At 66.2% G+C, this 15,480-nt stretch carries 18 protein-coding genes; 1 reads left to right on the forward strand and 17 read right to left on the reverse strand.

What is annotated here, in order from left to right; all coding sequences use genetic code 11:
- Positions 1–11: 11 nt before the first annotated feature.
- The 7 genes from panB to PI87_RS23270 are packed head-to-tail and all read right to left on the reverse strand — an operon-like array spanning position 12 to position 6,202.
- Positions 12–830: a 3-methyl-2-oxobutanoate hydroxymethyltransferase gene (gene panB / locus PI87_RS23240; protein ID WP_039600074.1), complete on the reverse strand. Its 819-nt coding sequence runs from the start codon at positions 828–830 to the stop codon at positions 12–14.
- A 54-nt stretch (positions 831–884) separates the two neighbouring features.
- Entirely contained in the window at positions 885–1,529 is a 645-nt protein-coding gene (locus PI87_RS23245; protein WP_039600075.1) for a deoxynucleoside kinase, read from the reverse strand.
- Positions 1,530–1,553: 24 nt separating this feature from the next.
- Positions 1,554–2,069: a 2-amino-4-hydroxy-6-hydroxymethyldihydropteridine diphosphokinase gene (folK, locus tag PI87_RS23250; RefSeq protein ID WP_039600076.1), complete on the reverse strand. Its 516-nt coding sequence runs from the start codon at positions 2,067–2,069 to the stop codon at positions 1,554–1,556.
- Positions 2,066–3,655: a polynucleotide adenylyltransferase PcnB gene (pcnB, locus tag PI87_RS23255; protein WP_039600077.1), complete on the reverse strand. Its 1,590-nt coding sequence runs from the start codon at positions 3,653–3,655 to the stop codon at positions 2,066–2,068. Before pcnB ends, folK begins: the two co-directional genes overlap by 4 nt.
- 12 nt (positions 3,656–3,667) lie before the next feature.
- Positions 3,668–4,342 (reverse strand): HAD family hydrolase, encoded by a 675-nt coding sequence (locus tag PI87_RS23260; RefSeq protein ID WP_039600078.1) that lies wholly within the window; start codon positions 4,340–4,342, stop codon positions 3,668–3,670.
- 52 nt (positions 4,343–4,394) lie between these two features.
- The gene (hda, locus tag PI87_RS23265; RefSeq protein ID WP_039600079.1) at positions 4,395–5,096 is read right to left on the reverse strand and encodes a DnaA regulatory inactivator Hda; all 702 of its coding nucleotides are present in this window, start codon (positions 5,094–5,096) and stop codon (positions 4,395–4,397) included.
- Between the two features lie 35 nt (positions 5,097–5,131).
- A complete protein-coding gene (locus PI87_RS23270; protein ID WP_039600080.1) occupies positions 5,132–6,202 on the reverse strand; it encodes an AI-2E family transporter in 1,071 nt (356 codons plus the stop codon).
- A gap of 154 nt (positions 6,203–6,356) precedes the next feature.
- On the opposite strand from PI87_RS23270, the gene purM reads away from it, so the two are divergent.
- Positions 6,357–7,418, forward strand: coding sequence for a phosphoribosylformylglycinamidine cyclo-ligase (purM, locus tag PI87_RS23275; protein ID WP_039600081.1), 1,062 nt, complete (start codon positions 6,357–6,359; stop codon positions 7,416–7,418).
- A gap of 82 nt (positions 7,419–7,500) precedes the next feature.
- On the opposite strand, the gene PI87_RS23280 is transcribed toward purM, so the two are convergent.
- The 10 genes from PI87_RS23280 to mutL form a co-directional block, all read right to left on the reverse strand.
- Entirely contained in the window at positions 7,501–7,938 is a 438-nt protein-coding gene (locus tag PI87_RS23280; protein WP_039600082.1) for a hypothetical protein, read from the reverse strand.
- Positions 7,939–7,976: 38 nt separating this feature from the next.
- Positions 7,977–8,240, reverse strand: a complete 264-nt coding sequence (locus PI87_RS23285; RefSeq protein ID WP_039600083.1) for an Ada metal-binding domain-containing protein — start codon at positions 8,238–8,240, stop codon at positions 7,977–7,979.
- The gene (gene ada / locus PI87_RS23290) at positions 8,237–9,316 is read right to left on the reverse strand and encodes a bifunctional DNA-binding transcriptional regulator/O6-methylguanine-DNA methyltransferase Ada (protein WP_039600084.1); all 1,080 of its coding nucleotides are present in this window, start codon (positions 9,314–9,316) and stop codon (positions 8,237–8,239) included. Before ada ends, PI87_RS23285 begins: the two co-directional genes overlap by 4 nt.
- A 95-nt stretch (positions 9,317–9,411) precedes the next feature.
- Positions 9,412–10,050 carry a DNA-3-methyladenine glycosylase family protein gene (locus PI87_RS23295; protein ID WP_039600085.1) on the reverse strand — a complete coding sequence of 213 codons (639 nt, stop codon included), beginning with the start codon at positions 10,048–10,050 and terminating at the stop codon, positions 9,412–9,414.
- Between the two features lie 13 nt (positions 10,051–10,063).
- On the reverse strand, positions 10,064–10,729 hold the full coding sequence (gene alkB, locus PI87_RS23300) for a DNA oxidative demethylase AlkB (RefSeq protein ID WP_039600086.1): 666 nt from the start codon (positions 10,727–10,729) through the stop codon (positions 10,064–10,066).
- Positions 10,730–10,739: 10 nt separating this feature from the next.
- The gene (locus PI87_RS23305; RefSeq protein WP_052321702.1) at positions 10,740–11,444 is read right to left on the reverse strand and encodes a 2OG-Fe(II) oxygenase; all 705 of its coding nucleotides are present in this window, start codon (positions 11,442–11,444) and stop codon (positions 10,740–10,742) included.
- On the reverse strand, positions 11,441–11,950 hold the full coding sequence (locus tag PI87_RS23310) for a methylated-DNA--[protein]-cysteine S-methyltransferase (RefSeq protein ID WP_039600088.1): 510 nt from the start codon (positions 11,948–11,950) through the stop codon (positions 11,441–11,443). Before PI87_RS23310 ends, PI87_RS23305 begins: the two co-directional genes overlap by 4 nt.
- Before the next feature lie 99 nt (positions 11,951–12,049).
- Positions 12,050–12,574 carry a GNAT family N-acetyltransferase gene (locus PI87_RS23315; RefSeq protein WP_039600089.1) on the reverse strand — a complete coding sequence of 175 codons (525 nt, stop codon included), beginning with the start codon at positions 12,572–12,574 and terminating at the stop codon, positions 12,050–12,052.
- Positions 12,571–13,551, reverse strand: a complete 981-nt coding sequence (gene miaA / locus PI87_RS23320) for a tRNA (adenosine(37)-N6)-dimethylallyltransferase MiaA (protein ID WP_039600090.1) — start codon at positions 13,549–13,551, stop codon at positions 12,571–12,573. Before miaA ends, PI87_RS23315 begins: the two co-directional genes overlap by 4 nt.
- A gap of 7 nt (positions 13,552–13,558) precedes the next feature.
- Complete coding sequence (gene mutL / locus PI87_RS23325) at positions 13,559–15,478, reverse strand: DNA mismatch repair endonuclease MutL (protein ID WP_039600091.1); 1,920 nt, start codon at positions 15,476–15,478, stop codon at positions 13,559–13,561.
- Between the last annotated feature and the right edge of the window lie 2 nt (positions 15,479–15,480).

Genomic DNA, 15,480 nt, shown 5'->3' on the forward strand with positions numbered 1-15,480 from the left:
GCAGGCGCTGCTTAGGCGAAGGTGTGTTCCGGGCCCGGGAAGGTGCCGTCCTTGACGGCCGCAACGTAGGCGGCGACCGCGCCATCGATGGTGGTCTGCCCATCCATGAAGTTGCGCACGAACTTGGGCCGGTGGCCAGGGAACACGCCCAGCATGTCGTGCATGACGAGCACCTGGCCCGAGCATTCCAGCCCGGCGCCGATGCCAATGGTGGGAATCGCCAGCAGGCGCGTCACCTCGCCGGCCAGCGCGGCGGGAATCGCTTCCATGACGACGAGTTGCGCGCCCGCATCCTGCACCGCCAGCGCGTCGGCTTTCAGTTGCGCGGCCGCTTCATCGCCACGGCCCTGCACCTTGAAACCACCAAAGGCATGTACCGACTGCGGCGTCAGCCCGATGTGCGCACACACCGGAATGCTGCGTTCAACCAGGAACTGGATCGTAGGCGCAAGCCATACCCCGCCTTCCAGTTTCACCATCTGTGCGCCGGCCTGCATCACGCGCACGGCGCTGTGGAACGCTTGCTCAGGCGTGCCATACGTGCCGAAGGGCAGGTCCGACACGAGCAGCGCCTTGTCGATGCCGCGCGATACGCACTCGGTGTGATAGACGATGTGGTCGAGCGTAACCGGCAGCGTGGTTTTCTGCCCTTGCATCACGTTGCCGAGCGAATCGCCAACGAGCAGCACGTCGGTGCCGTTGCGGTCCATCAGGGCGGCGAAGCTGGCGTCGTAGGCCGTCAGCATGGCGATGCGATCGCCGGCGGCACGCATGGCCTGCAGCGACGTCACCGTGACAGCCTTGCGGTTCGATTCCTGGAGATAGCTCATGGACTGGGATCCAGTTGGTCGTCGCGACCATCCGGCAGACCACGTGTGGGTCTGCTACCGGGTCGCGAGCTTGATGAATTCCTTGGGGCCGCGCATCGCGTCGATGCGGGCGAGCAAGGTGCGGAAATCGTCGTCGTTGCCTGCGGGGTCGAAGGCAGCGGTGTCGACGATCAGCGTCGGTGCGGCATCGTAATACAGAAACAGCTCGCCGTATGCGGCACAGATGCGTTCAAGGTAGTCGGCATCGATGCCCGTTTCGTAAGGAACGGCGCGCTTGGCAATGCGCGGCAGCAGATCTTCGGCACGCGCCTGCAGGCAGATGACGAGATCGATGCGTTGCTGCGGCAGCGCCAGCGCTTTCGCCATGGCGTCGTACAGCGCGAGTTCATCGGCCGGCAGCGTGAGCTGGGCGAAGAGGCGATCGCGCGGCAGGAAGCTGTCGGCCACGATGCGCTCACCCGTGAGCGTGGCCTTCTGCCATGCGGCGACCCGCTCCGCACGCTGCAGCAGGAAGCGCAACTGCACCGGCAGCGCATAGCGTGCGGGCTCGGCGTAGAAGCGGGCGAGGAAAGGGTTGTCGGCGGGTGTCTCAAACAGCGTCGTTGCACGCAGGTGGTCGGCCAAGCGTTGGGCCAGCGTGGTCTTGCCCACGCCAATGGGCCCTTCAACAACGATGCGGCGCAGATGATCAAGTGCCATCAGGCGGTGATGCAGAATTCAGAGTTAGGCAGCGGGCTGCTTGGCGCGCATGCATTGGCACATCGTGGTTTTCTCGATGCGTTGGTCGGCCACGCCTGCCAGCAGGTCGGCCACTGCGCCGATGCCTGGGATCACGAGATCGGGCGCGAGCTCATGCAGCGGCAGCAGCGTGAAGGCGCGCTGGCCCACGCGTGGGTGCGGCACCATCAGCTCGGGTGAGGTGAGGACATGGTCGCCGTAGAGCAGCAGGTCCAGGTCCAGCGTGCGCGGCGCGTTGCGGAACGGGCGCTCGCGGCCGAACTGGTCTTCGATGTGATGACAGATGCGGAGCAGTTGCCCCGCCGTGAAATGCGTATCGATGCGCACCACGGCGTTGATGTAGTCGTCACCGCTGGCATCGACGGGCGCGCTGCGGTACAGGCTCGATTTGCCGGTGATGGTGATGCCCACCTGCTGCGCAAGGCAGACCACGGCGTCTTTCACAGCCTGGCGAGCGTCGCCCAGGTTGGCGCCGATGCCGATGTACGCCACTGTCTTCACGTTCCCTCCGAACCTTCCGGACTTACGCGTTCGACTGTATCCGATTTTGCCGGACCGCGTCGGCGGCGACGGCGCTTGGCCGGGCCGGTGGAGTTGCCGCTATTTCCGCCGCCACCGCCGGCCCCGCCGCTTGGGGCGTGCTTGGCCTGGGTCATGAGGGCATCGCGGGCTTCGCCGTCACCATTCTGGAAGTCGGTCCACCAGTCGGCGAGTTCCTGCGGCAGCTCGCCCGAGGCGCAGCGCAGGACGAGGAAGTCATACCCCGCGCGGAAACGCGGCGACTCCAGCAGGCGATACGGCATGCGGCCCGAGCGCTTTTCAAAGCGCGGCTGCATGCTCCAGATTTCCTTCATGTCGGACGTGAAGCGGCGCTGGATGGCAAGCTGCTCGGTCTGACGGTCGAGCACTTCGTCCATGGCGGTGTGCAGTGCGGGGATCAGCGGCTCGCCGGCGGAGCGGCGGCGGTTCCAGTGCTCGACCACGTGGTGCCACAGCAGCGAGGCAAACAGGAAGCCCGGCGAGACCGGCTTGCCGGCCTTCACGCGCTCGTCCGTGTTGTCGAGTGCCAACTGCACGAAGCGTTGGCCCATCGGCTGCTCCAGCGCCACGTCCAGCAGCGGCAGCAGACCGCGGTGCAGGCCGGCCTTGCGCAGCTCCTGCAGCGATGCCCAGGCGTGGCCCGACATCAGCAGCTTGAGCATCTCGTCGAACAGGCGGGCGGCCGGCACGTTGTGGATCAGCGGGCCCAGTTCGGCGATCGGCGCGCGCGTGTCGGGGTCGATATCGAAACCGGTCTTGGCCGCAAAGCGCACCACGCGCAGCATGCGCACCGGGTCTTCACGGTAACGGGTGTGCGGGTCGCCGATCATGCGCAGCGTGCGGGCGCGCATGTCTTCCATGCCGTGATGGTAGTCATGCACGGTTTCGTCGGCGGGGTTGTAGTACATCGCGTTGACGGTGAAGTCGCGGCGGGTGGCATCTTCAGCCTGGGTGCCCCAGACGTTGTCGCGCAGCACACGGCCGCTGGCATCGACAGCGTGCGTGTGGTGGTCCAGATCGGTGCGCTTGACGCGCTTGCCGGCCGGTACCTGTTCGCTTTCCACTGCGTCAACCAGCGCACGGAAGGTCGAGACTTCAATGATTTCCTGATCGCGCCCGCCGTAGAACGTCACGTGCACGATCTGAAAGCGGCGGCCGATGATGCGCGAGCGGCGGAACAGCGCCTGCACTTGCTCGGGCGTGGCGTTGGTGGCCACATCAAAGTCTTTCGGCTTGATGCCCAGCAGCAGGTCGCGCACGGCGCCGCCCACGATGAAGGCATCGTAGCCCGCTTCCTGCAGCGTAGAGGTGACCTTGACCGCGTTGCGCGAGAGCAGCTTCGGATCGATGCCGTGCTCCTCCACGTTCCACACGCGCGCCTGGCGCGGCACACCGCCGGTGGACTTGCCACGCGCCTTGGCCGTTTTGGGCGCTTTGGGAGCACGGGCCTTCTTGGCAGGAGGCGTTCCCGGCTCGACGGCCTGGGTGGTCGATTCGGATTCCGCGGTGGTCTTGCCCAGCAGGCGGTTGATGAGTTTCTTGATCACGCCGCGCTCAGCTTAGAAAAGATCCATGATGCGCCAATTGCGCGAAGCTGCGAGGTGTCGCAGGGTGTCGTCCGGGTTGGTGGCCACGGGGTCGGTTACTTCTTCCAGCAGCGGTACGTCGTTGGCGGAATCGCTGTAGAAGGTGCTGTGCTCGAAGTCGCCCCAGCCGCGGCCCATGTCGGCCAGCCATTCGTGCACGCGCGTGACCTTGCCCTCGCGAAAGCTCGGTGTGCCGGACACGTCGCCGGTGAAGGCGCCGTCAGGCGTGCCGTCTGCAGTCGCCGGTTCGGTGGCGATCAAGTGCTTGATGCCGAATGCCTCGGCGATGGGCCGGGTCACGAAGCTGTTGGTGGCGGTGACCACGCAGCACAGGTCGCCGGCGTCCAGATGCTTGTAGACCAGCGCCTGGGCTTGCGGGGTGATCCTCGGGCGGATCACGTCGTGCATGAACTCCGCGTGCCACTGGGCCAGCGTGTCGCGCGAGTGCGCTGCCAGCGGCGCCAGCGCAAAGCGCAGGAAGGCGTGGACGTCCAGCGTGCCGGCTTTGTAGTCGGCATAGAACTGGTCGTTCTTGCGCTGGTATTCAGCTTCATCCACCACGCCGCGGCGGACGAGGAAACGCCCCCACTCGTGGTCGCTGTCGGTGGGGATGAGGGTGTGATCGAGGTCGAAGAGGGCCAGATTCATGGGGCGCGATTTTACCCGAAGGTTACGTAACCAGCCGCGCAGGCCCCTGGATTCACTTCATCAGCGCGAGCATGTCGCGCACAAGCGGCAGGGTGACAGCGCGCTTGCGGGCGAGCGAATAGGTGTCGAGGGCGTCCAGCAGGGCCATCAGGCTTGGCATGTCGCGGTAGGAGTGCGTGACAAGCCACTGGGGTACGTCGGCCGAGAGCTGCATGCCGCGCTCGCGGGCTGCCTGGCGCAGGGCTTCGACCTTGTCGGCGTCGGACAACGGGCGCAGCCAGTACACAAGGCCCCAGCCCAGGCGGGTGCGCAGGTCTTCACGCAGCGGCATCGACATGGGGGCCGCAGCCCCTGCGATGGCGATGGCGGCATGCGGGTGCGCGCGCACTTCATTGACGAGGTTGAACACGGCAATCTGCGCCCATTCGTCCAGGTGCTCGGCGTCGTCGATGGTCCAGACAGTGACGTCCGGGTCAAAGTCGTAGGCTTCGGCCGGTGCGTCGGGCTCAAGCGTGCGGACTTCGTAGCCGCCGGCCTCTGCCTGGGCGCAGATGGCCTGCAGCAGATGGCTGCGGCCGCTGCCTTCTTCGCCCCACAGGTAGACGAGGCGGTCGGTGGCGGTGCCGTCCACCACCTGCGGAACCAGGGCGCGCAGGCGCAGCAACGCCTCTTCGTTGCCTGCGGCGACGAAGTTGTCGAAGGTCGGGGCGGGTGGCGCGCCGAGTTCGAGCGGTAGCTGTTCTGGTTGGGCCATGAGGCGTGAAACAGGCGGTAAGGCAGCGGGTGAAGTTATTCGCGGTAGAGCCTGCTGCTGAGATAAAGCTGCCGGATCTGCCGCAAACCAACCAGTAGTACAGCACTGATCGGCAGGGCCAGCAGGATACCGAAAAATCCGAACAATTGGCCAAAAGCCAGCAAGGCGAGGATCACGGCCAGCGGGTGCAGGCCGATGCGCTCGCCTACCAGGCGTGGTGTCAGATAGAAGCCTTCCAGCACTTGGCCGATGCCGTAGACCACCGCCACCGCCAGCAAACCGTACAGGTTGCCGAACTGCAACAGTGCGGAAAGGATCGCCAGCGTCAGGCCGATACCGAAGCCGATGTACGGGATGAACACCGCCAGGCCCGTGAAGATGCCAACCGGCAGCGCCACATCAAAGCCCGCCAGTGCCAGGCCGGTGGAGTAGTACACCGCCAGCACCAGCATCACGATGATCTGCCCGCGCAGGTATTGGGAGAGCAGGCCGTCGGTCTCGCTGGCCAGCTCGCGCGTCTTGGCCAGCCAACGGCGCGGCACAGCCGTTTCCAGGCGGCGCATCAGCATGTTCCAGTCCATCAGCAGATAGAACATGACGATGGGCACCAGGAAGAAGATGCCCAGCACCTGGATGGCCGCCGAGCCCGACACACGCAGATAGCCCAGCGCCGTGGACATCACGTCTTCCGGGCTGGAGGCGAGTTGCTCGGTCAACAGCTTGCGCAGGCCAGGAAAGTCAAAGCGGACTTGCACGCCCATCTCCGCCAGCTTGGGCGAGACGGCGGCATTGATCTTGCCCAGCATGCCGGGCAGTTGTTCGCGGATGGCCGGAATCTCCTTCTGCAGCACCGCCAGCACCAGCAGCGTGAGCGCCACGCCCACCACCGTCAGCAACAGGATCATCAGGAACACGCTCAGCACGCGTGGCACGCGATGGCGTTGCAGCCATTCCACGCCGGGGTGCAGGATGTACGACAGGATGAACGCAAAGACGAAGGGCGTGAGCGTCGGCGCCAGCACCTTGAGCAGGGCCAGGAAGACGATCGCCACGGCTACCCAGGCGAGCGTGCGCTTGGTCTCCTGCGACAGCAAGGGGGCGTTCATGGGCGACGACGGTTCCTGAAGTGGGTGGGCTGAGCCGAAAAGCAGCCATCGGGAGGGCCGCATCCGGTAAAATCGCGATTTTACTGGACCGGCGGGTCCGAATTTTGTGACTTCCCGCCGCGCGCCCCCGGATTTCTTCAATTCAGACGACTGTATGAGCGCTTCCGAAACCCCATCCGCATCCGCATCGGGCGGTTTGTCCTACCGCGACGCGGGCGTCGACATCGAGGCGGGTGACGCCCTTGTCGACCGCATCAAGCCGTTTGCCAAGCGCACCATGCGCGAAGGCGTGTTGGGCGGCATCGGCGGCTTCGGCGCGCTGTTTGAGCTGTCCAAGAAGTATCAAGAGCCGGTGCTGGTGTCCGGCACCGACGGCGTGGGCACCAAGCTCAAGCTGGCCTTTGCACTGAACCGCCACGACACGGTCGGCCAGGATCTGGTCGCCATGAGCGTGAACGACATCCTGGTGCAGGGCGCCGAGCCGCTGTTCTTCCTGGACTACTTCGCCTGCGGCAAGCTGGACGTCGACACCGCCGCCACCGTGGTCAAGGGCATCGCCCAGGGCTGCGAGCTGGCCGGCTGCGCACTGATTGGCGGCGAAACCGCTGAAATGCCGAGCATGTACCCGGACGGCGAATACGACCTGGCCGGCTTTGCCGTTGGCGCGGTCGAGAAGCGCAAGATCATCGACGGCACCACCATTGCCGAGGGCGATGTGGTGCTGGGCCTGGCCTCGTCGGGTGCGCATTCGAACGGCTACTCGCTGGTGCGCAAGATCATCGAGGTGTCGCGCCCGGACCTGAATGCGGATTTCCACGGCCAGCGCCTGCAGGACGCCATCATGGCGCCGACGCGCATCTACGTGAAGCCGCTGCTGTCGTTGATCGAGAAGCTGACCGTCAAGGGCATGGCGCACATCACCGGTGGTGGCCTGACCGAGAACGTGCCGCGCGTGCTGCAAGACAACCTGACCGCCGTGCTGCACAAGGACGCCTGGACGCTGCCGCCGCTGTTCCAGTGGCTGCAGAAGGCTGGCAACGTGGCTGATGATGAGATGCACCGCGTGTTCAACTGCGGCATCGGCATGGTCGTGATCGTGTCGGCAGCGGATGCACCGGCAGCCATCGCCCACCTGAAGGACGCGGGCGAGACGGTCTACCAGATTGGTGAGATCCGCGCCCGCCAGGCTGGCGAAGCGCAGACGATCGTGGTCTGATGCGCTGACGCGAAGCGCGCGCCCAACAAAAAACCGCCGATACGTTCGGCGGTTTTTTTTATGCGCGGCGCTGGCGAGCGGCTTATTTCAGCGGCACGTAGTCGCCGTTTGCCGGATCGTCCTTCTGCAGCGCGCCGGTGTTCTTGTCGATCAGCAGCGTGACCACGTGCGGCGCGGTGTTCGGATCGCCACCGCAAGCCGGCGTGTGGTTCTCCAGCACTTCGACGTTGTAGTGCGTGTCGTCTTCCAGGCCGGCCATGAACGACAGGCATTCGGGCGACAGGCTGGTCAGCTTGTACTTCTCGATGGCAGCGCGGGCGATGTCGGCGGCCTTGGACTGTTCGGCTTCGCTGAGTTCGGGAGTGCTGGCGCCAGGCGCTGCAGGTGCGCTCGCAGGCTGGCCAGCAGGAGCAGAGGCCGGGGCAGATGCCGGCGCAGCGGACTTTTGTGCGTCGTCAGAACGGCCGCAGCCCGCCAGCGCAACGGCGGCGAGCACGGCAAGAAACAGGGGTTTGATCATGGCGCGCGGAGCGTGTGTTCGAAGATAAGACCGCGACTTTACCCGGAATGCATTGATCTTTTCCACGCCGCGTAAGCCTGCGGCATACAGACCGCGCAGGGGCGGTAGCCGGCGGCACGCGCGTCGGCTTCAGTCAGGAAGAACACCCGGTGCCGAACATAACCGCCGCGCGCGATGGCTTGGCGTGCCGCGCGGCAATCGAGTTGGCCGTAGATGCGCGCACGCCGGTGACCACCCAGAGCACCGGGCACGGCGCTCTCATAGGGCTGGCCGTTGGCGCCCAGCAGTGTCCAGGTGCTCACGCCACGGGCAGGGCTTCGGGATGCGCTTCGCGCTCCAGCAGCGCGCGCTTGCGCTCCACGCCCCAGCGATAGCCGGAGGTATTGCCGTCCCGCCGGATCACGCGATGGCACGGAATGGCCACGGCGATATGGTTGGCCGCGCATGCCTGCGCCACCGCACGCACCGCCTTGGGCGCGCCGATGCGTGCGGCAATCTCCGCATAGCTGGTGGTGCTGCCGGGCGGCACCTCGCGCAGCGCTTGCCACACCCGCTCCTGGAAGGCCGTGCCACGCACGTCCAGCGGCAGATCCAGGCCAAGGGACGGCACTTCGATCAGTCCCACCACCTTGGCCACCAAGTCTTCAAAACCGGCATCGCCGCCAATCAACTCGGCCTTGGGGAAGGTGTCCTGCAGATCGCGCGCGAGGGCATCCGGGTCATCGCCCATCAGGATCGCGCAGATGCCCCGGTCGCTCTGCGCCACTAGGATCGAACCGAGCGAGCATTCACCCACGGCAAAGCGGATCGTGGTCTGCGCGCCGCCCGCACGGTAGCGGCTGGCGGTCATGCCGAGCACGTGGTCCGAGGCCTCGTAAAAGCGGCTGCTGGCGTTGAAGCCGGCATCGTAGATGGCTTCGGTGACGGAGCTGCCGCGCCCCAACTGCGCGCGCAGCTTGCGGGCGCGGTGGGCGTCGGCATAGGCCTTGGGGGTGAGGCCCGTCACGCTTTTGAACAGGCGATGGAAGTGATATGTGCTCAGGCCGGCGTCCTGCGCCAGCACGTCGAGCGAGGGCGGCGTGTCCGACGCTTCGATGCGACGGCATGCAGCGGCGACCAGCGCGGCTTGCTGTGCGCGCGCCGTGGTCTGGTCGGGACTGGCGCGGCGGCTCGGGCGGTAGCCAGCAGCTTCGGCGTCGGCGGCGGTGTCGAAGAACGCCACGTTCTCCGGGCGCGGCAGACGCGACGGGCTGCTCGGCAGGCAGTACACGCCGGTGGTCTTCACGGCATAGACGAACGTGCCGTCGGCGGAGGCATCGCGCGCGAGCACACGGGCCCAGCGCGGGTCGTCTTCGACGGAGAACGGCAGGTTGGACATGGCGTCAGGTTCCAGAGATCAATACCCGTACTGTAGGCGCGTGTCCCGGCAGGGACACTCCGCGTCTTGCGGTCAAATTCGGCGCGGCGGATGTGTCACTTGGCGGGCATCCGCCAGAGATACCACGCTGCGATTGTGCGGTAGGGGCTCCACGCCCGGCCGATGTCCGCCATCTGCTTGCGGGTGGGCGTGCTGTCGAGGCGTTTCAGGCGGCGGTAACCGTCGCGCACGCCGAAGTCGTCGGCGGGCAGGATGTCGGAGCGCTCGAGCGTGTAGATCAGCAGCATCTCGACCGTCCAACGGCCGACGCCGCGCAGGGTGACGAGCTGGTCGATGAGCGCTTCGTCCGGCATGGCGAGCGCCGCATCACGCGTGGGTACCACGCCATCGAGCGTGGCTTGTGCAATGCCACGGATGGTGGCCAGCTTGGTCGCCGAGAAGCCGCAATCACGTTGTGTCGCTTCATCTGTGGCCAGTACTTGCGCGGGCGAAGGAAAGCCCGTGCCGGGGTAGAGCGCCAGGAACCGGCCGAGGATAGCGTCCCCCGCCTTGGCGTGCAGTTGCTGATAGGCGATGGCACGCACGAGCGCCTCGTAGGGCTCGCGTGCGGGTTTGGCGGCGTGGCGGCACGGGCCAGTAGCAGCGATATGGCGCGCCCAGTCGTCGTCGAGGGATGAGAGGAAATCTGCGGCACGCGTGTACGCGTCGTCAGACAGATCGGCGGCGATGGTCATGAGTCGAATGCGGTCAGCCGGCTTTGCGGAAGGTCAGGTTGATGCGCTGCGCGCCCATCAGCGGATGCGCGTGCTCCTTGAGCGGCGCAACGCCGTGATAGCGCAGGCGGTCGGGGCCGCCCCAGACGACGACGTCACCGTGAAAGAGCGGTACGCGCTGTGTCTTGTCCGTGCGCTTGTGCCCGCCGAACAGGAAGATCGCCGGCATGCCAAGCGACACCGAGACGATGGGCGCACCGTAGTCCTGCTCATCGCGGTCTTGATGCAGCGACAGCCGTGCGCCGGGCACGTAGCGGTTGATCAGGCAGGCGTCGGGTGTGAAGCCGGGGAAACCGGCCTCGGCTGCGGCATCGCGTGCGAGGCGCAGGAACACGTCAGGTAGCGGGGGCCACGGTTGGTTGCTCAACGGATCTTGTGTGGCATAGCGGTAGCCGTGGCGATCGGATGTCCAGCCCAGCGTGCCGCTGTTGGTGAGCGCAACTGACATCTCGAAGCCGCCCGGCGTGACCATGTGGCGGAACGGTGCCTGCTGCACGATGGCCTCCACGGCGGCGAGCTGTGCGGGCGCGTCGGCCAGTGCAAAGCCGCGCAGCACGAACGATGCCGGCCCCAGCGCAAGAGGTGCCGCGGGCGCGTCGTCGATGTGTTCGTGGTCGGCAAAGAGATCGCCGGTTGTCATGTGCGCGGCCTCACAGAGCATCGTGGAAGATGATGCCCACAGTATGCCGCTGTCCGGAATGCAAGCGGCTCACGCCGTGGCGCATGTTCACGCGGTACACGCCGCGTGTGCCTTGTACGGGGCGGTGGTGCACGGCAAAGATCACGGCATCGCCCTTGCGTAGCGGTACGACTTCGGGCCGCGACTGCATGCGCGGGCGCTGCTCGGTCATCACGAATTCGCCGCCGGTGAAATCGACGCCGGGTTCGGATAGCAGGATCGCTACCTGTAGCGGGAAGACGTGTTCGCCGTAGAGGTCCTGGTGCAGGCAGTTGTAGTCGCCGGGGCCGTATTGCAGGATCAGCGGCGTCGGGCGCAGTTGCCCCGCTTCGTGGCAGCGGCGCAGGAAGTCGACATGCTCAGCGGGGTAACGCACGTCGATGCCCATCGCCTGGTTCCAGCGGTTGGCGATGGGCGCGAGTTGCGGATACAGCGCGCCGCGCAATTGCGCGATGACATCGGGTAGCGGATAAGCGAAGTACTTGTATTCACCACGTCCGAAGCCGTGGCGTGCCATCACCACGCGCGAGCGATAGAGCTTGTCGCGCGGGTAGAGGGCGGCCAGGGCATCGCACGTGTCGTGCGTGAGCAGGCCGGGCAGTATGGCGCTACCGACGTCGTTGAGGGCATCTTCAATGGCGTGCCAGTCGATGAGGTCAACACGTGTGCGAGTCATGCCCGGTGCTCCATGGCGAGCAGTGCGCGCTTGCGCGCGATGCCCCAGCGATAGCCTGCCAGGTCGCCATCAGCGCGCACAACGCGGTGGCAGGGGATGGCAATGGCCAGCAGGTTGGCCGCGCACGCCGTGGCGACAGCGCGCACTGCGTCGGGCCGGCCGATGCGTTTGGCAATTTCAGTGTAGGTGGCGGTGCTGCCCGGCGGAATGTCGCGCAGTGCCTGCCAGACTTGCTGCTGGAATGACGTGCCGCCAATGTCGAGTACACCCTCGAAGCTACGCGAAGGCGTCTCTGCCAAGGCGATGGCCTGCGCAAGTTGCGACGCGAGCGCAACCTCATCATGTGTCAGCAGTGCATCGGGAAATGCCTGGGCGAGTTCGGTGCGCAGTGCATCGGCCTGATCACCGAGCAGCAGGGCGCAGATGCCGCGTTCCTTGGCCGCAACCAGCACCTGGCTGAGCGTGCTGGTGCCGATGGCGTAGCGGAGAGTGGTGGGGGTGTTCATGGTTCGCTCCATCAACGTGGTGTTGGATGAAGCGAAGGTTAGGCGCCCGGCATGCACGCGGCACTCCGGGACTTGCGGTCAAATTCGGGGCGTTGTGTTCTACGCTGCCAGCGCGGCGGGCATGGGGATGGCGGCCATCTTGTCGAGTGCATCGCCGGTCGCGCGGCAGATGCGCCACTCGGGCAGCACGTCGGCACCCATGGCTTCATAGAAGGCGATCGACGGTGCGTTCCAGTCAAGCACGCTCCATTCAAAGCGGCCGCAATCACGCTCTTGCGCCAAGCGTGCAAGGTGCACCAGCAATGCACGGCCGATGCCCAGGCCGCGCTGCTCCGGCTCCACGAACAGGTCTTCCAGGTACAGGCCCGGCTTGCACAGGAAGGTCGAGAAGTTGTGGAAGAACAGCGCAAAGCCGACGGCTCGGCCCTCGACTTCCGCCAGCACCGCCTCGCAATAGGGGCGTGGGCCGAACAGCATCGTGGCGAGCGCCTCGGGCGTGGTCTGCACGAGGTGCGTGAGCTTCTCGTACTCGGCCAGCGCGGTGATCAGGCGGACCAGCGCCGCGCAATCATCCGGCGTGGCAGGGCGCAGCGTAAAAGTGGTGGCGGTGTCAGCGGTTGTCATAGCGGTGATTGCGATTCCAGTGAGGTTTGGACCAGGCGCGCGACCTGGTCGACGTAATCGGGGGCGAGGCAATCGACCACGTGCCGTTCCGGCGTGCTGCGCAGCCACGTGATCTGGCGCTTGCAGAGCTGGCGCGTGGCGGCGATGCCTTGTTCGCGCAGGGCGGCCATGTCGATTTCGCCGTCGAGATAGGCCCACGCCTGGCGATAGCCCACGCAGCGGATCGAAGGCAGCGTGGGCGAAAGATCGCCACGACGGCGCAGCGTTTCCACTTCGTCGAGCAGGCCGCCGGCGAGCATGGCATCAAAGCGTTGGGCGATGCGTGCATGCAGCACGAGGCGGTCCGACGGCTCCAGCGCAATCGTCAGATAGGGCGCGGCAGCGTCGTGCTGCTGGAATGCGTTCGCACCAACTTCTCGCGCCAGCAGTGCGGACATCGGTTGCCCCGTCAGCCGATACAACTCCAGCGCACGCTGGATGCGCTGCGCATCGGTCGTGTGCAATCGCGCGGCCGTAATCGGATCGATCAGCGCGAGCTTGGCATGTAGCGCGGGCCAGCCGTCGCGCGCGGCTTCGGCGTCGATCTCGGCGCGGATGGCCGGATCGGCGCCGGGCAGGTCCGAGAGCCCCTGCGTGAGCGCCTTGTAGTACAGCATCGTCCCGCCGACGATCAGCGGCAGCTTGCCGCGCGCGCGGATGGCGTCGATCAGCGTGTTGGCATCGTTGGCAAACTGCGCGGCGGAATACGCATCCAGCGGATCGATGATGTCGATCAGGTGATGCGGCGCGATGGCCTGTTCTTCGGGGCTGGGCTTGGCGGTGCCGATGTCCATGCCGCGATACACCAGCGCGGAATCCATGCTGATGATCTCGACCGGCCAGCGTTCGGCTAGCTTCAATGCAGCGGCGGTCTTTCCGGATGCGGTGGGGCCCAGCAGACAGACAGCGCGTGGTGCTTTTACAGAAGACACGGTCATCGGAAAATTACTGGCCACGTAGGAACAGGCGGTCCAGGTCAGCTACGGTGAGCTGAATCCACGTCGGGCGGCCGTGGTTGCATTGGTCGGCGCGTTCGGTGGCTTCCATCTGGCGCAGCAGCGCGTTCATTTCGTCCAGATTCAGGCGGCGGTTGGCGCGCACGGCGGAGTGGCAGGCCAGGGTAGCTAGCAGCTCGTTCTGGCGTTCAGCCAGCACGCGCGAGCCGCCGTAGGCCTGCAGGTCGCGCAGCACGTCGCGAGCGAGGGCTTGCGCATCGGCCTTCTGCAGCAGTGTCGGCACGGACCGCACCGCCAGCGTGGTGGGCGACACGGCGGAGATATCGAAGCCGAGCAGCGCGAGCGTGTCGCGGAATTCCTCGGCGGTGCCGATCTCCACCGGGCTGGCGGCAAACGTGACCGGAATCAGCAGCGGTTGTACTTCGACTCGCTTGGCTTCCAGAGCCGTCTTGAGCTGCTCGTACAGGATGCGCTCGTGTGCGGCATGCATGTCGACCAGCACCATGCCACGCGTGTTCTGCGCCAGCACATAGATGCCATGCAATTGGGCGACAGCGAAGCCGAGCGGATAGGCGTCGTCACCGGATTCCGGCTCTGCGGTCGGCATGGCCGGCGCGGTGACGGGCGCCTCGGCGGTTACGGTGCCGCCGTCGAACAGCGTGGTGGTGCTGGGCACGTCAGCCATCCAGGCCGGGCGCGACGAGGGCATCGGCGTGCTGTCACCACGCATCATCGACAGATATTCCGCACGCGGCTGCGCGATGCCGAGCGACGTCTGCCGCGCGGCCATCTGGTTGATCCAGCGTGTGGTGTTGTCGGCGGGCGAGGGCGCGGTCGTGGTACCGGCAGTGCCGGGTGCATCGGCAATATCGGTGCGCAGGCTGTCACCCTGTTCGCCCGCATGGCGCGACAGTGCGCGCTGGATCGCGTGATAGACGAACTGGTGCACGGCGCGGCTGTCGCGAAAGCGCACCTCGATCTTGGAAGGATGCACGTTCACGTCGACGGCTTCGGGCGGCAGCTCCAGGCACAGCACGTAGGCGGGGAAGCGGTCACCGTGCAGCACGTCTTCGTAAGCGCTGCGCACGGCGTGCGTGAGCAGGCGGTCGCGCACGAAGCGGCCGTTGACGTAGAAGAACTGATGGTCGGCCCGGCCGCGCGAGGCGGTGGGCAGGCCGGCAAAGCCGAAGAGGCGCAACTCGCCGGCTTCTTCTTCGAAGGGCAGGCGCGCGCGGGCAAATTCGGTGCCGAGCACGGCTGCTGTGCGCGAGTCGGCTTGCGTCGCGTTCCAGTGCTCCAGCGGCTTGCCGTTGTGATGCACGGAGATGGCCACATCGGGCCGCGCGAGCGCGGTGCGGCGGATCACCTCCATGCAGTGGCCCAGCTCGGTCTGCTCGGTCTTGAGGAATTTGCGGCGCGCCGGCGTGTTGAAGTACAGATGCTGCACGTCGACCGTGGTGCCGATGCCGCCCGAGGCCGGCTGTGCCCGCCCCGTTTGCGCGAGGATTTGCGTGGCGTGCACGTCATTGGCGGTACGCGAGGTGAGCGTCAATTCCGCCACCGAGGCAATCGAGGCCAACGCCTCGCCCCGGAACCCCAGCGTCGCCACCGATTCCAGCTCTTCCAGCGAGCCGATCTTGCTGGTCGCATGCCGCATCAGCGCAACAGGCAGTTCGTCCGCCGGAATGCCGCCGCCGTTGTCGGTGATGGCGATGCGCCGCACGCCGCCTTCCTCCAGCTTGATCTGCAGCTGCGTGGCGCCGGCATCCAGCGCGTTCTCCAGCAGTTCCTTGACCACGGAGGCCGGCCGCTCGACCACCTCGCCGGCCGCGATCTGGCTGATCAGCTGGTCGGGAAGGGGGCGGATGGGGCGGCGGGCGGGGGTGGAGGAATCGGTGACGGAATTCATCG

Origin of the sequence: Ralstonia sp. A12, from assembly GCF_000801955.1 — a bacterium.
Lineage (GTDB): Bacteria > Pseudomonadota > Gammaproteobacteria > Burkholderiales > Burkholderiaceae > Ralstonia.

What these genes read in the sequence shown, in the direction of transcription:
- panB (WP_039600074.1), bottom strand. Translation starts at nt 830, where the DNA reads ATGAGCTATCTCCAGGAATCGAACCGCAAGGCTGTCACGGTGACGTCG.
- PI87_RS23245 (WP_039600075.1), bottom strand. Translation starts at nt 1,529, where the DNA reads ATGGCACTTGATCATCTGCGCCGCATCGTTGTTGAAGGGCCCATTGGC.
- PI87_RS23260 (WP_039600078.1), bottom strand. Translation starts at nt 4,342, where the DNA reads ATGAATCTGGCCCTCTTCGACCTCGATCACACCCTCATCCCCACCGAC.
- hda (WP_039600079.1), bottom strand. Translation starts at nt 5,096, where the DNA reads ATGGCCCAACCAGAACAGCTACCGCTCGAACTCGGCGCGCCACCCGCC.
- PI87_RS23270 (WP_039600080.1), bottom strand. Translation starts at nt 6,202, where the DNA reads ATGAACGCCCCCTTGCTGTCGCAGGAGACCAAGCGCACGCTCGCCTGG.
- purM (WP_039600081.1), top strand. Translation starts at nt 6,357, where the DNA reads ATGAGCGCTTCCGAAACCCCATCCGCATCCGCATCGGGCGGTTTGTCC.
- PI87_RS23280 (WP_039600082.1), bottom strand. Translation starts at nt 7,938, where the DNA reads ATGATCAAACCCCTGTTTCTTGCCGTGCTCGCCGCCGTTGCGCTGGCG.
- ada (WP_039600084.1), bottom strand. Translation starts at nt 9,316, where the DNA reads ATGTCCAACCTGCCGTTCTCCGTCGAAGACGACCCGCGCTGGGCCCGT.
- PI87_RS23295 (WP_039600085.1), bottom strand. Translation starts at nt 10,050, where the DNA reads ATGACCATCGCCGCCGATCTGTCTGACGACGCGTACACGCGTGCCGCA.
- alkB (WP_039600086.1), bottom strand. Translation starts at nt 10,729, where the DNA reads ATGACAACCGGCGATCTCTTTGCCGACCACGAACACATCGACGACGCG.
- PI87_RS23305 (WP_052321702.1), bottom strand. Translation starts at nt 11,444, where the DNA reads ATGACTCGCACACGTGTTGACCTCATCGACTGGCACGCCATTGAAGAT.
- PI87_RS23310 (WP_039600088.1), bottom strand. Translation starts at nt 11,950, where the DNA reads ATGAACACCCCCACCACTCTCCGCTACGCCATCGGCACCAGCACGCTC.
- PI87_RS23315 (WP_039600089.1), bottom strand. Translation starts at nt 12,574, where the DNA reads ATGACAACCGCTGACACCGCCACCACTTTTACGCTGCGCCCTGCCACG.
- miaA (WP_039600090.1), bottom strand. Translation starts at nt 13,551, where the DNA reads ATGACCGTGTCTTCTGTAAAAGCACCACGCGCTGTCTGTCTGCTGGGC.
- mutL (WP_039600091.1), bottom strand. Translation starts at nt 15,478, where the DNA reads ATGAATTCCGTCACCGATTCCTCCACCCCCGCCCGCCGCCCCATCCGC.